This is a genomic window from Pseudomonas sp. Marseille-Q5299 (assembly GCF_943737035.1).
In the GTDB taxonomy this organism is placed as follows: Bacteria; Pseudomonadota; Gammaproteobacteria; order Pseudomonadales; family Pseudomonadaceae; genus Aquipseudomonas; species Aquipseudomonas putida_E.
Genome location: NZ_CALSFR010000008.1, coordinates 9,046 through 29,539, shown reverse-complemented (window position 1 = coordinate 29,539; position 20,494 = coordinate 9,046). Strand labels below are relative to the sequence as shown.

1 protein-coding gene is annotated in these 20,494 nt (G+C 61.5%); it reads right to left on the bottom strand.

What is annotated here, in order from left to right:
• Positions 1-113: 113 nt before the first annotated feature.
• Positions 114-20,426, bottom strand: coding sequence for an immunoglobulin-like domain-containing protein (locus NGJ21_RS20855; RefSeq protein ID WP_251962603.1), 20,313 nt, complete (start codon positions 20,424-20,426; stop codon positions 114-116).
• Positions 20,427-20,494: the final 68 nt, after the last annotated feature.

Genomic DNA, 20,494 nt, shown 5'->3' with positions numbered 1-20,494 from the left:
GCATAGGCAAAGTTCATCGGGCATGACAGCCCGGCGCAGAAGTATGCGCTGCACGAAGATGCCAGAAAAGACCGCTCTGCGCGGTGGCCCGGGTGGCCACCGCGCAGACGGGATCAGGAGTTATCGATCTTGATGGTGGGGTCTGCACCGCTGATCAACGAGTTGACCGTGGTATTGGACCAGTTGACCCCTTCCAGTTTGATAGACACATCGGCATTGGCCAGGCCACCCGCTGCGTTGAGCTTGCCTTCGGTGCTGACCTGCAAGGTCGAGGAACCATCGACGGTGGTGATCTTCAGGAAGTTGTCGATAGTGCTGGCCTTCTCACCCTGCAGCAGGTCGCGCAGATCGAGACGGTCACCCTCGCTGACTTTGAAGTCCTTGATCACGTCACTGCCAATGTCACCGGACTTCCACACGAAGGTGTCGGCACCGCTGCCACCGATCAGCATGTCGTTGCCTTGGCCGCCGATCAGGGTGTCGTTGCCAGTGCCGCCCAGCAGCATGTCATTACCTTTGCCGCCATCGAGGGTGTCATTACCCCCTTGGCCGAAGAGGATGTCATTGCCTGCGCCCCCCATCAGGGTGTCGGCGCCATCATTGCTGCCCGCAACATCGAACTCGGTGTAATGCTCGTTGATGTACTTGTGCATTGCCCGCGCATCGACATCACCCGCATCGACACCGAGTTTGTTGGCCACATAACCCTGGACTGCCTCTACACCAGTGCCGGCGACCGTAGAGAAGGTCAGCAAGTCGCCAAAGATAATGTCGTTGCCGTCACCACCGTTGACCGTGTCGTTGCCCGGCTGGGTAACTTCGGTGTGGCCGAGGATGGCGTCTGCCAGTTTGCTTGGGTCGATGTTGGCCTGTGGCTTGCCATCGGAGTCATAGGGCTTCAGGTCGTCCTTGTTCACGCCACTGTTCAGGCCTATTGCCTCCACATCGGACAAGCCAGAAAGGATCTTGAAGCTGTCAGTCGAGTTGTTGGTGGTTGCCCGGTCTGTCGAGTTGCCCGTGCCGTCTCGGGTCGACAGCTCGTATCCACCGTTACCCTCGGCATGGATAGTGGCTGTGCTCTGCGTGGACCATTTGTAGTAGTAGCCCGTGTTCCAACTCCAGTCCAACTCGCGAACCTGCATGGTCAACTTGCCGCTGCTGTCGATCGAGAGACGATTGCTGGTATCCAACTGATAGTTGGTAACGGTATCGCCCATCTTGTAGTTGATCGACGACAGGAACGTGTCGAGCTTGACGTTGGTGTTGCCCAGGTTCGGGTTGGTCTGTTCACTCGTCTGGTAATAGGTCGGCTCACCGTCAGTGATGAAGAATGTCTGGTTACTACCGGTGCTACCTGCAGCCTTGAGGTTCGCAAACCAGTTGGCGGTTGTTTTGAAGGCATCCTCATAGTTGGTGCCGCCATTGGAGTTCAACGTACCCAGCGCACTCAGCAGGGTCTTGAGGCCCGCATCGTTGAGGGTCACCGATACGCTGCTCTTGACCTGGCTTGCAAAGTCGACCAACAGAATGTTCACCGTCCCGGACTGTGAGCCCTTGACGCTTGCAGCCAAGGTCTTGAATACCGACTCCAACGATTTCTTCGCAGCATCGACGCCCGAAGAGCCCATGCTGCCCGAGGTGTCGACGATGAAGGCGATGTTGTAGTCCTGGCCCGGTACCACGTGCAGGCCGCTGACATCCGCGACCACGATGTCATTGCCATCGGTGCTGGCGACGTTATCGCTATCGGATGACAGGTTGCTGGTGGTGTACGACTGCGGGTAGACCGTGACCTTGATGCTGCCTTCGCTGGTCGCGGTGCTGCCGCCAACGCTCTCGGTGGACGTCGAGGTGACTTTCACGTCGAATTGGCCGGAGTAGTAGGCCGGTGGCTTGATGGTCAAAGTGCCCAGATTCCAACCCGTGACATCAACCGCATTGGTGCCAACGGTGAACGTATGGCCGGCATTGTCGGCAACCACCGAGCCTGCCGGGATGCCGCTGAGCTTGACGCTCAGGCTCTCGGAGCCGTCTGTGTCCGTCAGGGCGGTACTGATGCTTACCAGCTTGACCGGCGCGCCGTTCTCGCCGCCTTCGTTGAGCTTGTAGCCGTCGTAGTAACCCACGCCGTTACTGCCATGCAGGTCGGATACCGTAACCCCGGCGTTGGCCAGCGCGGCGAGGTTGGGGTACATCGGGATGTTGGCGCTGCTAAGGTCAGTTACCGCACCGTTACCCACCTTGATGTTGACGTCGAGGCTACCTGGCCCAGCCTGGTTGGCGTTGTAGACCTCCAGGGTGTAATAGCCGCTGGTGGTTGGGGTGTAGCTGCCGGAAATGCTGCCGCTGGCCGAGCCCCAGGTACCACCGGCGACGTTCTTGCCGCCGATGACGATCTGCAGGCTGTCGTCGGCGGTGCCGCTGAAGGTGTAGGTCTTGCCGGCCTCCAGATAGATCAGGCCTGAGGTCTTCGAGCCCGACCCCGGGGTGACGGTGGCCGTGGTGTCGACAGTGGTCACCTGCTCGCTCTTGCCGGCGTTGCCGGAGTTGGCGAAGACGTTCTTCAGCGCGTCGCCCGTGATGCCATTGCCGTTGGTGCCCAGGCCAGTGAGGCTGGTCCAGGTTTCCTTGGTCAGGCCCAGCGAGTTGACGTTGTTGTTGCCAATGCTCAGGTCCGGCTTGTCGGCCATCGGTGTGATATCGACCTTCAGCGTGGCTTCGCTGCCCGTGCCCTTGCCATCGGTAGGCGCGTACTTGATCTGCGCGTAGTCCACCTGCTTGTTGCCCACACCGCTACCACCGTAGCCGTCGACACCCGACTGGTTAGCCACAGGAACGAACTTGAGCTTGCCGGCGGCGATGTCGGCCTGGCTGATGGTCTGGCCTGCCTTCACATCGACCCAGCTGGTGCCGTTGTACAGCTTCAAGGTACCGGCCCCTGGCAACTGGGTGATGGTCACCCCCAGGCTGGCGAGCGAGGAATCGACATCGCTGATGTTGAAGTCGCTCCAACCCAGCACCAGGTCGGTGTCCTCGGTTCCGGTGACCGCTCCGCCAGTGGTGGTGGGCACGTCGTTGACCGCCACGACATTGACCGTGGTGGTCGCCGTGTTCGAGGTGTTCACACCGTCGGTCACCGTGACAGTGATGATCCGAGGGGCGGTGCTCGGGTCTTCACCGGTGTTGATGAAGGTGATGTTCTTGATCGCCTGGATGTAGTCAGCCAGCGAAGCGGTTCCGCTCAGGGTCAGGACCACCTTGCCGTCGGTGCTGTTGGCATTGATCGAGATGCCATTGACGCTGTTGCCCAAGTTCAGGGCATCGCCTGGCTGGCGATTGGTCAGGGTCACCGTCGCGCCAGTCAGCATCGAGCTGTCGAAGTCGGTGATCGACACGTCGATATCGCCGATCGAAACACCGCTGCCTGGCTGGTTCTCGGTGAACGTGGTCTGGTAGTCGGCGCCGGTCTTGCCGCTCGAATCGTTGGCGTCTAGGTCCAGAGCAGGCGCCGGCTCGAAGATCTGGGTGGTGACGCTACCAGCGCTACCGCTGACCGCCAGGTTTTCGAAGTTGCCGCCGGTGGCCGAGTCGATCTTGACGGTGAACTGCTCGGTACCTTCGGTGACGTTGTCCTTGATTGTCGGGATGGTGAAGGTGGCTGAGTTGCTACCGGCTTTGATCGTTACGATGGCCACACCGGTGTAGTCGGTACCATCGGCGGCAGGGCCGGTATACGAAAGCTTCACCGTCACATCGGTTTGCGCATTGTTGCTGAGGTTCAGCGTGTAAGTTGCGTTGCCGCCTTCGGCAACAGCGGTTGTACCACTGATGCTCAGGGTGGTGGTCTGGAGGGTGTCGGTCACGGCCGTTACCGCTGCCGTGTTACTGACGACGAGGTTCTCGAAGTTGCCACCGGAAGTGCCGGTAATTTTCGCCGACACGTCACCTGCATCGATGTACACATCCTCACCGGGCGCAGCGACAATTACCGAACCTGACGTTTTGCCTGCTGCAATGTTGATGGTCTGGCCATTGCTCAGGGTGACCGTCATCGCGGTGCCTGCCGGGGTGCTCAACGTGGCGGTGTATGTGATCTGGCCACCTTCGGCGACCGTCGGCGTGGCGCTGAGGGTCAGGCTGGTATTGTCGATGGTGTCGGTGACCTTGGTCACCGCGAAAGCGCCGTCGACTGCCAGCAATTCGAAGTCGCCGCCGGTGCTTCCGTCGATCTTGACCTGTACCGAGCCGGCATCGATGTAGGGATCATCGCCGGGCGCGTTGAGGGTGATGCTGCCTTCGGTCTGACCTTTGGCAATGGAGATGGTCTCGCCATTGCTCAATTTGATGGTCATGTCAGAACCGGCCTTGTTGGACAAGGTTGCGGTATAGGTGATCTTGCCGCCTTCGGCGACCGTTGGCGTCGCGCTCAGGACAAGGCTCGTCGTGTCCTTGGTACCCGCCACATCCGTTACCGTCGTTGACGGGGTACCAGCGGTGACCAACTTCTCGTAATTGCCGCCGTCGACCTTGGTGATGGTGTTGGTCAGCGCGGTGTTGGTGTTGTACACGTTGTTCGGCGCGGTGAAGTTGACCGAGCCGGACGACTCGCCGACGCCGATGGTGATGCTCTGGCCGTTGGCCAGGGTGACGACCAGTGGCGAACCGGTGACTGGAGCGCTAACGGAGGCGGTGTAAGTGACCACCCCACCTTCAACGACCGAGGCATTCGCAGTCAGGGTCACGGTCGACGTGTCGAGGGTGTCGCTGACGTTGGTCACGGCCTCAGCCGGGTTGACTGCGAGGTTCTCGAAGTCACCACCGGTGGTACCAGTGACGGTCGCTTTGACCTGGCCGGCGTCTTTGTAGACGTCATCCGCCGGGGCCGGAACAGAGACCGTGCCGGAGGTCTGGCCTGCCGCGATATTGATAGTTGCGCCGTTGCTCAGGGTCACGGTCATCGCCGTGCCGGCGGGATTGCTCAAGGTCGCGGTGTAGACGATCTGGCCGCCCTCAGCGACGTCGCCAGTCGCGCTCAGCACCAGGTTGGTGGTCGCCTGGGTAGCTGGGCTATCGGTGACCGTGGTGGTTGGAGTGCCGGCGGTATCCAGCTTCTCGTAGTTACCGCCGTCGACCTTAGTGATGCTGTTGGTCACCGGGGTATTGGTGTTGTAGACGTTGTTCGGCGCGGTGAAGTCGACCGAGCCGGACGATTCGCCAACACCGATGGTGATGCTTTGACCGTTGGCCAAGGTGACGACCAGCGGCGAACCCGTGACCGGGGCGCTAACCGAGGCGGTGTAGGTCACCACGCCACCTTCGACTACTGAAGCATTCGCAGTCAGGGTCACGGTCGACGTGTCGAGGGTGTCGCTGACGTTGGTCACGGCTTCAGCCGGGTTAACAGCCAGCTGTTCGAAGTCACCACCGGTGGTGCCGGTGATGGTGGCTTTGACCTGACCGGCATCCTTGTAGACGTCATCCGCCGGGGCCGGAACAGAGACCGTGCCGGTGGTCTGGCCTGCCGCGATATTGATGGTCGCGCCGTTGCTCAGGGTTACGGTCATCGCCGTGCCGGCTGGATTGCTCAGCGTGGCGGTATAGACGATCTGACCGCCTTCAGCCACATCGCCAGTGGCGCTCAGCACCAGGTTGGTGGTCGCCTGAGTAGCCGGGCTGTCGGTAACCGTGGTGGTCGGAGTGCCGACGGTGTCGAGCTGTTCGTAGTTACCGCCTTCGACCTTGGTGATGCTGTTGGTCAACGCGGTATTGGTGTTGTAGACGTTGTTTGGCGCAACGAAGTCGACTGAACCGGACGACTCGCCGACGCCGATGGTGATGCTTTGGCCGTTGGCCAGGGTCACGACCAGTGGGTTGCCGGTGACAGGGGCCGATACCGAGGCGGTGTAGGTGACTACGCCACCTTCGATTACTGAAGCATTGGCGGTCAGGGTCACCGTGCTGGTATCGAGGGTATCGCTGACATTGGTCACGGCTTCAGCCGGATTCACCGCGAGGTTCTCGAAATCACCACCGGTTGTGCCGGTGATGGTGGCTTTGACCTGGCCAGCGTCCTTGTAGACGTCATCGGCCGGGGCTGCAACAGCGACCGTACCGGAGGTCTGACCTGCTGCGATATTGATGACCGCGCCATTGCTCAGGGTCACGGTCATCGCCGTGCCGGCTGGATTGCTCAAGGTCGCGGTGTAAACGATCTGGCCGCCTTCAGCGACATCGCCGGTCGCGCTCAGCACCAGGTTGGTGGTCGCCTGGGTAGCCGGGCTGTCGGTGACAGTCGTGGTCGGAGTGCCGGCGGTGTCGAGCTGTTCGTAATTACCGCCGTCGACCTTGGTGATGCTGTTGGTCAGTGCGGTATTGGTGTTGTAGACGTTGTTCGGCGCAACGAAGTCGACCGAGCCGGACGACTCGCCGACGCCGATGGTGATGCTCTGGCCGTTGGCCAGGGTGACGACCAGTGGGCTGCCGGTGACTGGGGCCGATACCGAGGCGGTGTAGGTGACTACGCCACCTTCGACTACCGAAGCATTCGCAGTCAGGGTCACGGTCGACGTATCGAGGGTATCGCTGACGTTGGTCACGGCTTCGGTCGGAGTAACAGCCAACTGCTCAAAGTCACCACCGGTGGTACCGGTGATGGTGGCTTTGACCTGACCCGCATCTTTGTAGACGTCATCGGCCGGGGCTGCAACAGAGACCGTGCCGGAGGTCTGACCGGCCGCGATGTTGATGGTCGCGCCGTTGCTCAGGGTCACGGTCATCGCCGTGCCAGCTGGGTTGCTCAAAGTCGCGGTGTAAACGATCTGGCCACCTTCCGCCACATCGCCGGTCGCGCTCAGCACCAGGCTGGTAGTGGCCTGGGTAGACGGGCTGTCGGTAACCGTGGTGGTCGGAGTGCCGGCGGTGTCGAGCTGTTCGTAATTACCGCCGTCGACCTTGGTGATGCTGTTGGTCAGTGCGGTATTGGTGTTGTAGACGTTGTTTGGCGCAACGAAGTCGACCGAGCCGGACGACTCGCCTACACCGATGGTGATGCTTTGGCCGTTGGCCAGGGTGACGACCAGTGGGCTGCCGGTGACTGGGGCCGATACCGAGGCGGTGTAGGTGACTACGCCACCTTCGACTACCGAAGCATTTGCGGTCAGGGTCACCGTGCTAGCGTCGATCGTGTCGCTAACGTTAGTCACTGCTTCGGTCGGGCTGACCGCCAGCTGCTCGAAGTCACCACCGGTGGTACCAGTGATGGTGGCTTTGACCTGGCCGGCATCTTTGTAGACATCATCAGCCGAGGCTGGAACAGAGACCGTACCGGACGTCTGACCGGCCGCAATGTTGATGACCGCGCCATTGCTCAAGGTCACGGTCATCGCCGTGCCGGCGGGGTTGCTCAAGGTCGCGGTGTAAACGATCTGGCCACCTTCCGCCACATCGCCGGTCGCGCTCAGCACCAGGCTGGTAGTGGCCTGGGTAGACGGGCTGTCGGTAACCGTGGTGGTCGGAGTGCCGGCGGTGTCGAGCTGTTCGTAATTACCGCCTTCGACCTTGGTGATGCTGTTGGTCAGTGCGGTATTGGTGTTGTAGACGTTATTCGGCGCAACGAAGTCGACCGAACCGGACGACTCGCCCACTCCGATGGTGATGCTCTGGCCGTTGGCCAGGGTTACGACCAGTGGGCTGCCGGTGACAGGGGCCGATACCGAGGCGGTGTAGGTGACTACGCCACCTTCGATTACTGAAGCATTGGCGGTCAGGGTCACCGTGCTGGTATCGAGGGTATCGCTGACATTGGTCACGGCTTCAGCCGGATTCACCGCGAGGTTCTCGAAATCACCACCGGTTGTGCCGGTGATGGTGGCTTTGACCTGGCCAGCGTCCTTGTAGACGTCATCGGCCGGGGCTGCAACAGCGACCGTACCGGAGGTCTGACCTGCTGCGATATTGATGACCGCGCCATTGCTCAGGGTCACGGTCATCGCCGTGCCGGCTGGATTGCTCAAGGTCGCGGTGTAAACGATCTGACCGCCTTCGGCCACGTCCCCAGTCGCGCTCAGCACCAGGTTGGTGGTCGCCTGAGTAGCGGGACTGTCGGTAACCGTGGTGGTCGGAGTGCCGGCAGTGTCGAGCTGTTCGTAATTACCGCCTTCGACCTTGGTGATGCTGTTGGTCAGTGCAGTATTGGTGTTGTAGACGTTGTTCGGCGCAACGAAGTCAACCGAGCCGGACGATTCGCCCACTCCGATGGTGATGCTCTGGCCGTTGGCCAGGGTGACGACCAGTGGCGAACCAGTAACAGGAGCCGAGACCGAGGCGGTATAGGTAACCACGCCACCTTCGATCACCGAGGCATTTGCAGTCAGTGTCACGGTCGACGTGTCGAGGGTGTCGCTGACGTTAGTCACGGCCTCAGCCGGGTTGACTGCGAGGTTCTCGAAGTCACCACCGGTTGTGCCGGTGATGGTGGCTTTGACCTGGCCGGCGTCTTTGTAGACGTCATCAGCCGGGGCAGCAACGGTCACTTGGCCAGTGGTCTGGCCTGCCGCGATGTTGATGGTCGCGCCGTTGCTCAAGGTCACGGTCATCGCCGTGCCGGCTGGATTGCTCAGGGTCGCGGTATAAACGATCTGACCGCCTTCAGCGACATCGCCAGTTGCGCTCAGCACCAGGTTGGTAGTGGCCTGAGTAGCAGGACTATCGGTGACCGTCGTGGTCGGAGTGCCGGCGGTATCGAGTTGTTCGTAGTTACCGCCCTCGACCTTGGTAATACTGTTGGTCAGTGCAGTATTGGTGTTGTAGACGTTGTTTGGCGCAACGAAGTCGACTGAACCGGACGACTCGCCGACGCCGATGGTGATGCTTTGGCCGTTGGCCAGGGTGACGACCAGCGGCGAACCAGTAACAGGAGCCGACACGGAGGCGGTGTACGTAACCACGCCACCTTCGACTACCGAAGCATTGGCGGTCAGGGTCACCGTGCTGGTATCGAGGGTATCGCTGACATTGGTCACGGCTTCAGCCGGATTCACCGCGAGGTTCTCGAAATCACCACCGGTTGTGCCAGTGATGGTGGCTTTGACCTGACCAGCGTCCTTGTAGACGTCATCAGCCGGGGCAGCAACGGTCACTTGGCCAGTGGTCTGGCCTGCCGCGATGTTGATGGTCGCGCCGTTGCTCAAGGTCACGGTCATCGCCGTGCCGGCTGGATTGCTCAAGGTCGCGGTGTAAACGATCTGACCGCCTTCAGCGACATCGCCAGTTGCGCTCAGCACCAGGTTGGTAGTGGCCTGAGTAGCCGGGCTGTCGGTAACCGTGGTGGTCGGAGTGCCGGCAGTGTCGAGCTGTTCGTAATTACCGCCTTCGACCTTGGTGATGCTGTTGGTCAGTGCAGTATTGGTGTTGTAGACGTTGTTTGGCGCAACGAAGTCGACCGAGCCGGACGACTCACCGACGCCGATGGTGATGCTCTGACCGTTGGCCAGGGTCACGACCAGTGGGCTGCCGGTAACTGGGGCCGATACCGAGGCGGTGTACACCACGGTGCCGCCCTCGACCACGCCTGGAGTGGCGGTCAACGTGACGGTCGACGTATCGAGGGTATCGCTGACGTTGGTCACGGCTTCAGCCGGATTGACCGCCAACTGCTCGAAGTCGCCACCGGTGGTGCCGGTGATGGTGGCTTTGACCTGGCCAGCGTCCTTGTAGACGTCATCGGCCGGGGCTGGAACAGAGACCGTGCCGGAGCTTTGGCCTGCTGCGATATTGATGACCGCGCCATTGCTCAGCGTGACGGTCATCGCCGTGCCCGCAGGGTTGCTCAGCGTCGCGGTGTAAACGATCTGGCCGCCCTCAGCGACATCGCCGGTCGCGCTCAACACCAGGTTGGTGGTCGCCTGGGTAGCCGGACTGTCGGTGACCGTGGTGGCCGGAGTGCCGGCAGTATCGAGCTGTTCGTAGTTACCGCCCTCGACCTTGGTGATGCTGTTGGTCAGTGCAGTATTGGTGTTGTAGACGTTGTTTGGCGCAACGAAGTCGACCGAGCCGGACGACTCACCGACGCCGATGGTGATGCTCTGACCGTTGGCCAGGGTCACGACCAGTGGGCTGCCGGTAACTGGGGCCGATACCGAGGCGGTGTACACCACAGTACCGCCCTCGACCACGCTTGGTGTGGCGGTCAACGTGACGGTCGACGTGTCGAGGGTGTCGCTGACGTTGGTCACGGCTTCAGCCGGATTAACAGCCAACTGCTCGAAGTCACCACCGGTGGTACCGGTGATGGTGGCTTTGACCTGGCCGGCGTCTTTGTAGACGTCATCAGCCGGGGCAGCGACGATCACCTGGCCAGTGGTCTGGCCTGCCGCGATGTTGATGGTAGCGCCGTTGCTCAGCGTGACGGTCATCGCCGTCCCCGCTGGGTTGCTCAGCGTCGCGGTGTAAACGATCTGACCGCCTTCCGCCACATCCCCGGTCGCGCTCAGCACCAGGTTGGTAGTGGCCTGGGTATCCGGGCTGTCGGTGACCGTGGTGGACGGAGTGCCGGCGGTGTCGAGCTGTTCGTAATTACCGCCTTCGACCTTGGTAATACTGTTGGTCAGCGGTGCATTGGTGTTGTAGACGTTGTTCGGCGCGCTGAAGTTGACCGAACCGGACGACTCGCCAACGCCGATGGTGATGCTCTGGCCGTTGGCCAGGGTGACGACCAGTGGGCTGCCGGTGACTGGGGCCGATACCGAGGCGGTGTAGGTGACTACGCCACCTTCGACTACCGAAGCATTGGCGGTCAGGGTCACCGTGCTAGCGTCGATCGTGTCGCTAACGTTAGTCACTGCTTCGGTCGGGCTGACCGCCAGCTGCTCGAAGTCACCACCGGTGGTACCAGTGATGGTGGCTTTGACCTGGCCGGCGTCTTTGTAGACATCATCAGCCGGAGCTGGAACAGAGACCGTACCGGACGTCTGACCTGCTGCGATATTGATGACCGCGCCATTGCTCAAGGTCACGGTCATCGCCGTGCCGGCTGGATTGCTCAAGGTCGCGGTGTAAACGATCTGGCCGCCTTCAGCGACATCGCCAGTCGCGCTCAGCACCAGGTTGGTGGTCGCCTGGGTAGCCGGGCTGTCGGTAACCGTGGTGGTCGGAGTACCGGCGGTGTCGAGCTGTTCGTAGTTACCACCCTCGACCTTGGTGATGCTATTGGTCAGTGCGGTATTGGTGTTGTAGACGTTATTCGGCGCAACGAAGTCGACTGAGCCGGACGATTCGCCGACGCCGATGGTGATGCTCTGACCGTTGGCCAGGGTGACGACCAATGGGCTGCCGGTAACCGGAGCGCTAACCGAGGCGGTATAGGTAACCACGCCACCTTCGACTACTGAAGCATTCGCCGTCAGGGTCACGGTCGACGCGTCGAGGGTATCGCTGACGTTGGTCACGGCTTCAGCCGGATTGACCGCCAACTGCTCGAAGTCGCCACCGGTGGTGCCGGTGATGGTGGCTTTGACCTGGCCGGCGTCCTTGTAAACGTCGTCGGCCGGCGCAGCGACGGTCACTTGGCCAGTGGTCTGGCCTGCCGCGATGTTGATGGTCGCGCCATTGCTCAGCGTGACGGTCATCGCCGTCCCCGCTGGGTTGCTCAGCGTCGCGGTGTAAACGATCTGGCCGCCTTCAGCGACATCGCCAGTCGCGCTCAGCACCAGGTTGGTGGTCGCCTGAGTAGCCGGGCTGTCGGTAACCGTGGTGGTCGGAGCGCCGGCGGTGTCGAGCTGTTCGTAATTACCGCCTTCGACCTTGGTGATGCTGTTGGTCAGTGCGGTATTGGTGTTGTAGACGTTATTCGGCGCAACGAAGTCGACTGAGCCGGACGATTCGCCGACGCCGATGATGATGCTCTGACCGTTGGCCAGGGTGACGACCAACGGGCTGCCGGTGACTGGGGCACTGACCGACGCGGTGTACACCACGGTACCGCCCTCGACCACGCTTGGGGTGGCGGTCAACGTGACGGTCGACGTGTCGAGGGTGTCGCTGACGTTGGTCACGACTTCAGCCGGGTTGACTGCGAGGTTCTCGAAGTCACCACCGGTGGTGTCGGTGATGGTGGCTTTGACCTGGCCAGCGTCCTTGTAGACGTCATCGGCCGGGGCTGCAACAGCGACCGTACCGGAGGTCTGACCTGCTGCGATATTGATGACCGCGCCATTGCTCAGGGTCACGGTCATCGCCGTGCCGGCTGGATTGCTCAAGGTCGCGGTGTAAACGATCTGGCCGCCTTCAGCGACATCGCCGGTCGCGCTCAGCACCAGGTTGGTGGTCGCCTGGGTAGCCGGGCTGTCGGTGACAGTCGTGGTCGGAGTGCCGGCGGTGTCGAGCTGTTCGTAATTACCGCCGTCGACCTTGGTGATGCTGTTGGTCAGTGCGGTATTGGTGTTGTAGACGTTGTTCGGCGCAACGAAGTCGACCGAGCCGGACGACTCGCCGACGCCGATGGTGATGCTCTGGCCGTTGGCCAGGGTTACGACCAGTGGGCTGCCGGTGACAGGGGCGCTAACGGAAGCAGTGTAGGTGACCACACCGCCCTCCACGACTGAGGCATTTGCAGTCAGGGTCACGGTCGACGCGTCGAGGGTATCGCTGACGTTGGTCACGGCTTCAGCCGGACTAACCGCGAGCTGCTCGAAATCACCACCGGTGGTACCGGTGATAGTGGCTTTGACCTGGCCGGCGTCTTTGTAGACATCATCGGCCGGAGCTGGAACAGAGACAGCGCCGGAGCTCTGGCCCGCTGCGATATTGATGACCGCACCATTGCTCAGGGTGACGGTCATCGCCGTACCGGCGGGGTTGCTCAAGGTCGCGGTGTAAACGATCTGGCCGCCCTCAGCGACATCGCCAGTCGCGCTCAGCGCCAGGTTGGTGGTCGCCTGGGTAGCCGGGCTGTCGGTGACTGTAGTAGTCGGAGTGCCCGCCGTATCGAGCTGTTCGTAGTTACCGCCCTCAACCTTAGTGATGCTGTTGGTCAGCGCGGTATTGGTGTTGTAGACGTTGTTCGGCGCGGTGAAGTTGACCGAACCGGAAGACTCACCGACACCGATGGTGATGCTTTGGCCATTGGCCAGAGTGACGACCAGCGGGCTGCCGGTGACCGGAGCACTGACCGAGGCGGTGTACACCATGGTGCCGCCCTCGACCACGCTTGGAGTGGCGGTCAAAGTCACGGTCGACGTGTCGAGGGTGTCGCTGACGTTAGTCACGGCTTCAGCCGGACTAACCGCGAGCTGCTCGAAATCACCACCGGTGGTACCGGTAATAGTGGCTTTGACCTGGCCGGCGTCTTTGTAGACATCATCAGCCGGAGCTGGAACAGAGACCGTACCGGACGTCTGACCTGCTGCGATATTGATGACCGCGCCATTGCTCAAGGTCACGGTCATCGCCGTGCCGGCTGGATTGCTCAAGGTCGCGGTGTAAACGATCTGGCCGCCTTCAGCGACATCGCCAGTCGCGCTCAGCACCAGGTTGGTGGTCGCCTGGGTAGCCGGGCTGTCGGTAACCGTGGTGGTCGGAGTACCGGCGGTGTCGAGCTGTTCGTAGTTACCACCCTCGACCTTGGTGATGCTATTGGTCAGTGCGGTATTGGTGTTGTAGACGTTATTCGGCGCAACGAAGTCGACTGAGCCGGACGATTCGCCGACGCCGATGGTGATGCTCTGACCGTTGGCCAGGGTGACGACCAATGGGCTGCCGGTAACCGGAGCGCTAACCGAGGCGGTATAGGTAACCACGCCACCTTCGACTACTGAAGCATTCGCCGTCAGGGTCACGGTCGACGCGTCGAGGGTATCGCTGACGTTGGTCACGGCTTCGGTCGGAGTAACAGCCAACTGCTCAAAGTCACCACCGGTGGTACCGGTGATGGTGGCTTTGACCTGGTCGGCGTCTTTGTAGACATCATCAGCCGGAGCTGGAACAGAGACCGTACCGGACGTCTGACCTGCTGCGATATTGATGACCGCGCCATTGCTCAGGGTCACGGTCATCGCCGTGCCGGCTGGATTGCTCAGGGTCGCGGTATAAACGATCTGACCGCCTTCAGCCACATCGTCAGTTGCGCTCAGCACCAGGTTGGTAGTGGCCTGGGTAGCGGGATTGTCGGTAACCGTGGTGGTCGGAGTACCAGCGGTGTCGAGCTGTTCGTAATTACCGCCCTCGACCTTAGTGATGCTGTTGGTGAGTGCGGTATTGGTGTTGTACACGTTGTTCGGCGCAACGAAGTCGACCGAGCCGGACGACTCGCCGACGCCGATGGTGATGCTTTGGCCGTTGGCCAGGGTTACGACCAGTGGCGAACCAGTAACAGGAGCCGAGACCGAGGCGGTATAGGTAACCACGCCACCTTCGATCACCGAAGCATTCGCAGTCAGGGTCACGGTCGACGTATCGAGGGTATCGCTGACGTTGGTCACGGCTTCGGTCGGAGTAACAGCCAACTGCTCGAAGTCACCACCGGTGGTACCGGTGATGGTGGCTTTGACCTGACCCGCATCTTTGTAGACGTCATCGGCCGGCGCAGCGACGTTCACTTGGCCGGTGGTCTGGCCTGCCGCGATGTTGATGGTCGCGCCGTTGCTCAGGGTGACGGTCATCGCCGTTCCCGCAGGGTTGCTCAGCGTCGCGGTGTAAACGATCTGGCCGCCCTCAGCGACATCGCCGGTCGCGCTCAACACCAGGTTGGTGGTCGCCTGGGTAGCCGGGCTGTCGGTGACCGTGGTGGCCGGAGTACCAGCGGTGTCGAGCTGTTCGTAGTTACCGCCCTCGACCTTAGTGATGCTGTTGGTCAGCGGGGTGTTGGTGTTGTAGACGTTGTTCGGCGCAACGAAGTCGACCGAACCGGACGACTCGCCAACGCCGATGGTGATGCTCTGGCCGTTGGCCAGGGTCACGACCAGCGGCGAACCGGTGACCGGAGCCGACAGCGAAGCGGTGTAGGTGACCACGCCACCTTCGATTACCGAAGCATTCGCAGTCAGGGTGACAGTCGAGATATCGACGGTATCGCTGACGTTGGTCACGGCCTCAGCCGGGTTGACTGCGAGGTTCTCGAAGTCACCACCGGTTGTGCCGGTGATGGTGGCTTTGACCTGGCCAGCGTCCTTGTAGACATCATCGGCCGGGGCTGGGACAGCGACCGTACCGGAGGTCTGACCTGCTGCGATATTGATGGTCGCGCCGTTGCTCAAGGTCACGGTCATCGCCGTACCAGCTGGGTTGCTCAGGGTCGCGGTGTAAACGATCTGACCGCCTTCCGCCACATCGCCAGTCGCGCTCAGCACCAGGTTGGTGGTCGCCTGGGTAGCCGGGCTGTCGGTGACCGTCGTAGTTGGAGTACCGGCGGTGTCGAGCTGTTCGTAATTACCGCCGTCGACCTTGGTGATGCTGTTGGTCAGCGGTGCATTGGTGTTGTAGACGTTGTTCGGCGCGGTGAAGTTGACCGAGCCGGACGATTCGCCGACGCCGATGGTGATGCTTTGACCGTTGGCCAGGGTGACCACCAGTGGGCTGCCGGTGACCGGAGCGCTAACCGACGCCGTGTAGGTGACCACCCCGCCTTCGACCACGCTTGGTGTGGCGGTCAGGGTCACCGTGCTGGTATCGAGCGTGTCGCTGACGTTAGTCACGGCCTCCGCTGGATTGACCGCAAGATTTTCGAAGTCACCACCGGTGGTACCAGTGATGGTGGCTTTGACCTGACCGGCGTCTTTGTAGACGTCATCGGCCGGTGCAGCGACGGTCACTTGGCCAGTGGTCTGGCCGGCAGCGATATTGATGGTCGCGCCATTGCTCAGCGTCACGGTCATCGCCGTACCCGCTGGGTTGCTCAAGGTCGCGGTGTAGACAATCTGACCGCCCTCAGCGACATCACCCGTGGCGCTCAGCACCAGGTTGGTAGTCGCCTGGGTAGCGGGACTGTCGGTAACCGTCGTAGTTGGAGTACCCGCGGTATCCAGCTTCTCGTAATTACCGCCGTCGACCTTGGTGATGCTGTTGGTCAGCGGGGTGTTGGTGTTGTAGACGTTGTTTGGCGCGGTGAAGTCGACCGAGCCGGACGACTCGCCGACGCCGATGGTGATGGTTTGGCCGTTAGCTAGGGTCACGACCAGCGGCGAACCAGTAACAGGTGCGCTAACCGAGGCGGTGTAGGTCACCACGCCACCTTCAATTACCGAAGCATTAGCGGTCAGGGTCACCGTGCTGGTATCAAGGGTGTCGCTGACATTGGTCACGGCCTCAGCCGGATTGATCGCGAGGTTCTCGAAGTCACCACCGGTGGTGCCGGTGACGGTCGCTTTGACCTGGCCGGCGTCTTTGTAAACGTCATCAGCCGGGGCAGCGACGGTCACTTGGCCAGTGGTCTGGCCGGCCGCAATGTTGATAGTTGCGCCGTTGCTCAGGGTCACGGTCATCGCCGTGCCGGCGGGATTGCTCAGCGTGGCGGTATAGACGATCTGACCGCCTTCGGCGACATCGCCAGTGGAGCTCAGCACCAGGTTGGTCGTGGCCTGAGTAGCTGGGCTATCGGTGACCGTGGTGGTTGGAGTACCTGCGGTATCCAGCTTCTCGTAATTACCGCCGTCGACCTTGGTGATGCTGTTGGTCAGCGGTGCATTGGTGTTGTAGACGTTGTTTGGTGCGGTGAAGTTGACCGAGCCGGACGATTCACCGACGCCGATGGTGATGCTTTGACCGTTGGCCAATGTCACAACCAGCGGCGAGCCAGTAACAGGCGCCGACACCGAGGCGGTGTACACCACGGTGCCGCCCTCGACCACGCTTGGAGTGGCGGTCAAGGTCACCGTGCTGGTATCGAGGGTGTCGCTGACGTTGGTCACGGCCTCAGCCGGGTTGACTGCGAGGTTCTCGAAGTCACCACCGGTGGTACCGGTGACGGTCGCTTTGACCTGGCCGGCGTCTTTGTAAACGTCATCAGCCGGGGCGGCGACGGTTACTTGGCCAGAGGTTTGGCCGGCCGCGATGTTGATGGTCGCGCCGTTGCTCAGGGTCACGGTCATCGCCGTGCCGGCGGGATTGCTCAGCGTGGCGGTATAGACGATCTGACCGCCTTCGGCGACATCGCCAGTGGAGCTCAGCACCAGGTTGGTCGTGGCCTGAGTAGCTGGGCTATCGGTGACCGTGGTGGTTGGAGTGCCGGCGGTATCCAGCTTCTCGTAATTACCGCCGTCGACCTTGGTAATGCTGTTGGTCAGCGGGGTGTTGGTGTTGTAGACGTTGTTTGGCGCAACGAAGCCGACCGAGCCGGACGACTCGCCAACACCGATGGTGATGCTTTGACCGTTGGCCAGGGTGACCACCAGTGGGCTGCCGGTGACTGGGGCCGACACGGAAGCGGTGTACACCACGGTACCGCCCTCGACCACGCTTGGAGTGGCGGTCAGGGTCACCGTGCTGGTATCGAGCGTGTCGCTGACGTTAGTCACGGCCTCCGCCGGATTGACTGCGAGGTTTTCGAAGTCACCACCGGTGGTACCAGTGACTGAGACTTTGACCTGGCTGGCGTCTTTGTAAACGTCATCCGCCGGTGCAGCGACGGTCACTTGGCCAGTGGTCTGGCCGGCAGCGATATTGATGGTCGCGCCATTGCTCAGCGTCACGGTCATCGCCGTGCCGGCGGGATTGCTCAGCGTGGCGGTATAGACGATCTGACCGCCTTCGGCGACATCGCCAGTGGCGCTCAGCACCAGATTGGTGGTCGCCTGGGTAGCCGGGCTGTCGGTAACCGTAGTGGTCGGAGTCCCGGCGGTGTCGAGCTGTTCGTAGTTACCGCCTTCAACCTTGGTGATGCTGTTGGTCAGCGGGGTATTGGTGTTGTAGACGTTATTGGGCGCAACGAAATTGACCGAACCGGAGGACTCGCCGACGCCGATGGTGATGCTCTGGCCGTTGGCCAGGGTGACGATCAATGGGCTACCGGTAACCGGCGCCGACACGGACGCGGTGTACACCACGGTACCGCCCTCGACCGCGCTTGGGGTAGCGGTCAACGTGACAGTCGACGTGTCGAGGGTGTCGCTGACATTAGTCACGGCTTCAGCCGGATTCACTGCGAGGCTCTCGAAGTCACCGCCGGTGGTGCCGGTGACGGTGACTTTGACCTGGCCTGCGTCTTTGTAAACGTCATCCGCTGGGGCTGGTACAGAGACCGTGCCGGAGGTCTGACCTGCCGCGATATTGATGGTCGCGCCGTTGCTCAGGGTCACGGTCATCGCCGTGCCGGCTGGGTTGCTCAAGGTCGCGGTGTAGACGATCTGGCCGCCTTCGGCCACGTCCCCAGTCGCGCTAAGTACCAGGTTGGTGGTCGCTTGAGTGTCCGGGCTGTCGGTAACCGTCGTGGTCGAAGCCCCCGCGGTGTCGAGCTGTTCGTAATTGCCGCCGTCGACCTTTGTGATGCTGTTGGTCAGCGCGGTATTGGTGTTGTAGACGTTGTTCGGCGCAACGAAGTCGACCGAGCCGGACGACTCGCCGACGCCGATTGTGATGCTCTGGCCGTTGGCCAAGGTGACCACCAATGGGCTGCCGGTGACCGGAGCGCTGACGGAGGCCGTGTAGGTAACCACCCCACCTTCAACGACCGAGGCATTCGCAGTCAGGGTCACGGTCGACGTGTCGAGGGTATCGCTGACGTTGGTCACGGCTTCAGCCGGATTAACAGCCAACTGCTCGAAGTCACCACCGGTGGTACCGGTGATGGTGGCTTTGACCTGGCCGGCGTCTTTGTAGACGTCATCGGCCGGGGCTGCAACAGAGACCGTGCCGGAGGTCTGACCGGCCGCGATGTTGATGGTCGCGCCGTTGCTCAGGGTCACGGTCATCGCCGTGCCAGCTGGGTTGCTAAGCGTTGCGGTGTAAACGATCTGACCGCCTTCAGCCACATCGCTAGTTGCGCTCAGCACCAGGTTGGTGGTGGCCTGAGTAGCGGGACTGTCGGTGACCGTGGTGGTCGGAGTGCCGGCGGTGTCGAGCTGTTCGTAGTTACCGCCCTCGACCTTGGTAATGCTGTTGGTCAGCGGTGCATTGGTGTTGTAGACGTTGTTCGGCGCAACAAAGTTGACCGAGCCGGACGACTCGCCGACACCGATGGTGATGCTCTGACCATTGGCCAGGGTCACGACCAGCGGCGAACCAGTAACAGGCGCCGACACCGAGGCGGTGTACACCACAGTACCGCCCTCGACCACGCTTGGGGTGGCAGTCAAGGTGACCGTCGACGTGTCAATGCTGTCGCTGATAGTAGTTACAGCGCTCTGGGGGTTGATCGACAGCTGCTCAAAATTGCCCCCGGTGGCGCCGGTGATGGTGGCGGTGACTGTCGAGCCATTGTTGAAAACATCATTGGCCGGCGTCTGGAAGGCCACACTGCCCGTGGTATTGCCCGCGCCAACGGTAATAGTCTGGCCGTTCGACAGTGTCACGGTCACCGGGCTCTGGGCGGGGTTGCTCAGGGTTACGGTGTAAGTGATGACGCCACCTTCGGTCACGCTTGGCGAAGCGGTAAGGGTCGCAGTGGTGTTGTCTACTGTATCGGTAACCAGAGTCACCGCAGGCGTCTGCGGCAAGGCCACGGTGATACCAGTACCGCCACTGGCCCCCGTCACGGTGGTGGAGATCTGGCTGCCATCGACGTATGGGGTATCGTTAGGCGGAATCGTGACATTGACGGTGCCGCTGGTCTGGCCAGCCTGAATGACGATTACTGCCCCATTCGACAGTGTTACGGTCAGGTTGGACGTAGGTGCCTGGCCGACCGTCGCGGTATAGACGATAACGCCACCCGCTTCGGAGATGGAAGGGGTGGCGCTGAGGGTCAGCCCGGTGGCGACCGGTGTCGGAGTATCGGCTGTAGTGTTGTTGGCATCGGTATCAAGCCCGCCGACCTCCTCGCCATTGAGTCCGGCGGCGAAGCTCAGAGGGTCAGTCGGGAAGCCGATGGTCGGGTCCACCGAGCCTGCTGTTTCTTCCAACAGGACAAAACTGTGGCCACCGCCAACCGTGCCACCACCTGCCGCTGCAGGCCCTGCTGCCGGCGCTTCCAGTTCGGTGGTAGGGTCCACGCCCGCGGCGATCGCTTGCTGCAGCTCTTCCACCGACGGCGCGGCCTGCGCGGTAGCCTGACCCAAGTCGGTACTGCTGTCGGGTGCATCAGCGCTCCATTGGGTATCACGGCCCAAATCGAGCAAGCGACCATCGGCCAGTTCGAGGGTGACGGCGCCGCCCGGGCCGGTGAGAACTTCTTCACCGGCCAACAGGCGATCACCTTCAATGAGTACACGCCGGATGCCTTCTGGGGATACTGCGATGACTTGGCCAACAATACTTTTGACGATGGCTACAACGCTGCTCATTGGACTCTCCGGGTTACCCGATGTGATCTACTTCCATGCTCCGAGCAGCGTTCACGAGCCACTGCAGA